A 5,010-nucleotide genomic window follows, 5' to 3' on the forward strand; every position below is an offset into this window, starting at 1 on the left:
AGGTAACCCATACGGCGAAACTCTGTACATCAAATCTAATGCTTTTCCGTCCCTCATGAAGGTCAGGAATCTCTCGAGCGTGTCTTGGTCTATGTCAGTGCCAGGTATCCCTTTGTGAAGTTCTATTGCAGCTAGCCACCCTTGTGAAACAATATAGTCAAGTATTATGGCCTGTTTCTTGCTGAGTGGACCAATGAACCCTTGTTTATTTCTCCCAAATCTACGTTTCAGGTCATCAAGCGATATATTTTCTCGAGATTCAAGAGATTCCAAGTCGGTTCTCCATTGCCGGTCTTTAACGTTGTACAAATGATAATTGGCGTTGTAAGCTGAAAAAGCAATACTGGATAAACCCGGTATGGTAGCTTTGACCTTTTGGAAAGCTAACGGTGATATCATCATGTGATGAAAGTAGCGAGGATTCCCGTGACTGTCTCCCAGCCGCGTTATAGTCCTCAAATGTTTATGAGGCCACCGCTGGGCACGGCCAAGATATACGGCCTCCTGTAGTCCCAATACGGGAGCTCGCACATGGGCCCATATTCTCAGGCCCATAGCCATCATCCACATACGCTCAATCCATGCATCTTCTGATTCTTCTGCTTCTTCGCGACTGACCGGGAGCTGTGTTATTACTTTTCCAGATTTGTTCAGCTTCTCTGTAATTTCGGCGGCACGTTCAAAAGCCAATGTTCTATCATACATGTAATTGCGAAATACATGCCATGGCTGCTGCTCTGTTTCTTCTGGAAATGCCAGACTATCAATATGCAGTTGCTGAGATTGTGTCTGCCACATCCATCGAACGTAAGGATATGTATCAGCGGAATGAATCATGCTTCTATAGTGGCCCAACAACATTCCATACAGCATTCTATACTTCTGAAATCGGGGAAAGAAATCTAAGGGATCTTCCTCTGGCTGTCCTTTGCAGATGTAAGCAAAGAAGGCCTTTATCTCTTGACGTACTTTTGATGGCCATTGTGGAGGAATGAGTTCATCAAATGCTTCTGCCACTGTTTCACCTCGAATGGGAATCCGGATACCATCGGTAAGTCGATCAATGCATTTCCAATCAGGACGGGGATCATCAAGTATGGCGAGAGCATCAAAATCGGGGGCATCTGCAGCCCAGCCCTTTCTCCACAATTCGGCATTCGTTTCATAACGAAGGGCACCCACTTCATATTGTCTAATAGTATGCGCTTGGATAAGGAGGTCTTTATGCACAATAGCAAGATAATACCTGGCCGACCCTTCGATATTGTGAAGCAAGAAATTGACCATCTCATTGCCTCGTAATAAGCGTGTATACCACAGATTCGTGTCAGGTGGGTATATGCTTGAATCAGTTTTCTCGTCAAGCACAGGTGTGAAGGTGCCTTCCCGTACTAGAACCGGTTCAAGGCTAATGATGTATTCTTTGCCCTGACGCACGTAAGTCTTGCCGTTTTCATCGAGGATCGCCTCTTGGTTTAGCTTTACAAGGGCATCCGAGGTGATTTCTTCGCCTGAATCAAGTTCAACAATTGGCCCCTCCGCAGACCAGGAAAGCAAACCACTTTGCCAAGAATCCTCAAATCGGACCTGAACTTTCCAGGGCTCTACCATAGGTTCTCACATCTCCAGTAGCTAGGCGCGTATTTGTTTTCTGTTTTATGAGGAGGAGCGTGACCCAGATAGTCTCGCTTAACCACTACATTCACGATTCACACCAGCCCCGTCTCATTCCATTTGATTCTAAACACAGACATCGTATCACGCCCCGATATTACATTGTCATCGAGATGGACTGTGTATAATTTCTCATACGCGTAATCGAGTTGCCAAGCCCAGTAGTTGAACAGGTCGTCGAAAAAGATGAAGTAATTGCACCCTCTTTCGTGGAGATAGAGCAGTATCTCTCTTCCCGACATGTTGCCATGTATGATTTCAGGACTGACCAAGCCAGCAAGATCAATGATCGTACGATTCGAAAAGAATCTGAGCGCTCCAGCATCGTGGATTGCTAGGACAGCGTCTTCGGGGGTGTGATAGCGTAGCCAAAGGCCGATGTGTACTTGCTGCTCATTGATATTCTTCACTGCATTACCATAGAATGGAGCCTGGTCCAGATAAGCGGGAACAGAAGGGACAATGAAAAGAAGGCAGACTACAAAGCCCACAACTACCGTATCACTAGACCCCGGTTGCGAATCAAATCGCTCCAAGAGGCTTCGAAAGAAAATAATCGTACCAGCGAAAGCTGAAATCAAGAGAAACAAAAATACAGGGACAAGATAACGAGCGTTGTTAATCAGTGCGCCATAAGGATTCGTAAGTCTATACAGCATCAGTAGAGAAACACCAAGCAGCCAGCTCATAGGACGCCGAGCTTTGATGAGGAGGGGAAAAGAAACAATCCCGATAATGATGAAGGGATACTGTTGGATCCAGAGTCCCCAGAAAAAATTCCAAACCTCAATTTCAGACGGCGTCGGAACATGCACCTTCGCGTAGAAAGTATCAGGCAGAGGTAACCCAGTTACTGAAAGGCAATGGAGAATCCATGGGATCACTACAAGGGCAGCTATAACAATCATTGCCAACAATGAAAGAATCCGTCTCCGGTTCAAAACACCCGTGGTATACAAGAAGGCGGGTCGTATAAGCAAAACAAAAAGAGCCAAGAGAGCTCCTTCCGGTCGCGATAAGTACGTTAGCCCCATGACTACACCCAATAGTATGTCACAGTGAATATCGTGTTTTGGTAGAAGTGTTATGCCAAGCATAAGTAGGAACATGAAAAGTGGTGTTTCCATTCCCGACAACATAAGCCATGTATTCCGCGGCAGTAACACAAACGAAATCATGCCGAGATGCCCCCAAATCCTGCCCCCTGTAGCTTCGGAAATGAGAAATCCAACGAGACAAGTTGTTATACTGTAGAATACGGTGGAAATCAAATAGGTCCCTAAAACAAGCTGTGTAACATTGCCAGTCAATCCGAAAAGCGGGGCGAGAACAACCGACCATAAAGGGCTAGTAGAACCAGTGCTCGGGTATCCAGGAGAGTATTCCCAAGGCCGACCTTTGTATATTGTCCGAGCAAAAACAAGATGGATCCATGAATCATCAAGCGTGAAACCTGGGTGAGTACACGTGAGCATAGTCAACAGGTAGTGAAGGCAAGATGCAACAGTAACCGCTGTCCCAGATATGAAAAGCAGTAAATCTGCTCTGTTCTCCGATATCCAATCAGGGACAGAGAAAAGTGATTTTCTGAGGCGATTCAGAAACGAATGTTTCTTTGCATCCAAGTTTTCAGGCAATCTTTCATCACTCAGCTACTAGTTTCTCGAATCAATTGTTGAAACGTAGACTCTTCAATATTTCCGCCAGACAGCACAGCCACGATATTCTTTCCCCTGAACCGCGTAGGATTCTTCAGAATCGCAGCGACTGCAACAGCTGCTGCACCTTCAACACGCTGGCCTTCGGCTTCATAGAGAATCTTGAGAGCATGTGTAATAGTGCCCTCTTCAACCAAAATCATGTCATCCACCTTATCCCTCATGATCGAAAGTGTGATTGAGCCCTCCTGAATACCGCCCATCAATCCTGAAGCGACAGTCTCTTCCTCTTGTACTTCGACAAACTCATTCGATTTCCAGCAATAATACACCATAGATGATGCTTCTGCCTGAACACCGATTATCTCAATTTCAGGATTCAAACCCTTCGCTGCAATAGCGATACCAGATATCAAACCACCACCGCCCACGGGAACAATGATTGCATCGGTCTCTGGTTCTGCCTTCAGTATTTCCAGTGCAACAGTACCTTGACCCGCAACGATATCAGGATGGTTGTAACCACTCACATAGATCAGATCCTTATCGTGTGCCAGTTTCTTTGCCAGTGGTTCAACCTCCTCGTAGGAGCCCCTCTTTATCACTGTTACATCAAACTGCTTTATTTTCTCGAGTTTACTCTTCGAGACATGTTCAGGCACCACAATTGTTGCATTCATTCCCAGTTCAGCTGCCGCTAGACCAACAGCCTGACCGTGGTTTCCTGAAGAGGCGGTTATTACCCCTTTGGAGTCCCCTTCCTGCTCAAGTCTAGATAAGGCAGTGAATGCTCCCCTGATTTTGAAGGCACCCGTCTTCTGCAGGTTCTCAAGCTTGAGATACACACTGCCATTTGTTATCTCACTCAGGAACGCGGAGCGGATTAAAGGGGTGTGTTTTATTCTGGTCTTAAGCAGTTTTTCAGCATTCTCAATGTCACGAAGCGTTGGCATTTCCACATCACAGACCCCATGAAACACAGCTTGTCAATAGAGACTATTCAGCTTGTCGGCAAAAATGTGTTTGTAATTTGCTGACTGAGACCATCAGAATAGCCCTTCCACACTCAAGTACCGTTGCCCAGAATCAGCGAATATGGCTACAATTAGCTTGCCCTCATTTTCCGATCGCTTCCCAATTCTAACTGCCGCTGCAGCCGTTGCCCCTGAAGAAATGCCAGCAAGTATTCCCTCTTCGGCGGCCAGCCGTCGGCAGAATCTATACGCTTCGCCTTCCGCATCTATCGTGATAATCTCGTCCAGAAGACCTTCTTCATATAGGCCTGGAACAAAGCCAGGACTCGTGCCGGGCAGTTTGTGCTTCTTCCAACTTCCCTCAGAAATCATGGGTGCGGCTTTGGGTTCCACGCCAATCACTTCTAATCTTGATTTCCTCGGTTTCAGAGCTTCTGCGATGCCCATAGCTGTTCCTGTGGTTCCCAGCGCTGCAATAATAATGTCAACTTCACCCTCAGTATCCCGCCATATTTCTTCAGCAGTAGTCTCAATGTGAGCCTGTTTGTTTGCGGGATTGTCATGTTGGTTTACGTAGAACGAGTTCGGTATCTCCTCGTGTAGCTCCATTGCTCGTTCTTTTGCTGCGGCAGTGTGAAATTCAGGCGGTGTCAGTTCGAGCTCTGCGCCGAACAATCGCAGTATTTTCTTGCGCTCATCACTCA

At 46.4% G+C, this 5,010-nt stretch carries 4 protein-coding genes; all 4 read right to left on the bottom strand.

Features of this window, described 5'->3' with window-relative positions; genetic code table 11:
- On the bottom strand, positions 1-1,611 hold a 1,611-nt coding region (locus GF309_13740), incomplete at its 3' end, for a hypothetical protein (protein MBD3159840.1).
- Between the two features lie 98 nt (positions 1,612-1,709).
- Positions 1,710-3,311 carry a hypothetical protein gene (locus GF309_13745; GenBank protein MBD3159841.1) on the bottom strand — a complete coding sequence of 534 codons (1,602 nt, stop codon included), beginning with the start codon at positions 3,309-3,311 and terminating at the stop codon, positions 1,710-1,712.
- A gap of 11 nt (positions 3,312-3,322) precedes the next feature.
- Complete coding sequence (locus tag GF309_13750) at positions 3,323-4,285, bottom strand: pyridoxal-phosphate dependent enzyme (protein MBD3159842.1); 963 nt, start codon at positions 4,283-4,285, stop codon at positions 3,323-3,325.
- A gap of 93 nt (positions 4,286-4,378) precedes the next feature.
- The coding region (locus GF309_13755) for a pyridoxal-phosphate dependent enzyme (GenBank protein MBD3159843.1) at positions 4,379-5,010 on the bottom strand (632 nt) is incomplete at its 5' end.

This window comes from Candidatus Lokiarchaeota archaeon (assembly GCA_014730275.1).
Lineage (GTDB): Archaea > Asgardarchaeota > Thorarchaeia > Thorarchaeales > Thorarchaeaceae > WJIL01.

What these genes read in the sequence shown, in the direction of transcription:
- GF309_13750 (MBD3159842.1), bottom strand. Translation starts at nt 4,285, where the DNA reads ATGCCAACGCTTCGTGACATTGAGAATGCTGAAAAACTGCTTAAGACC.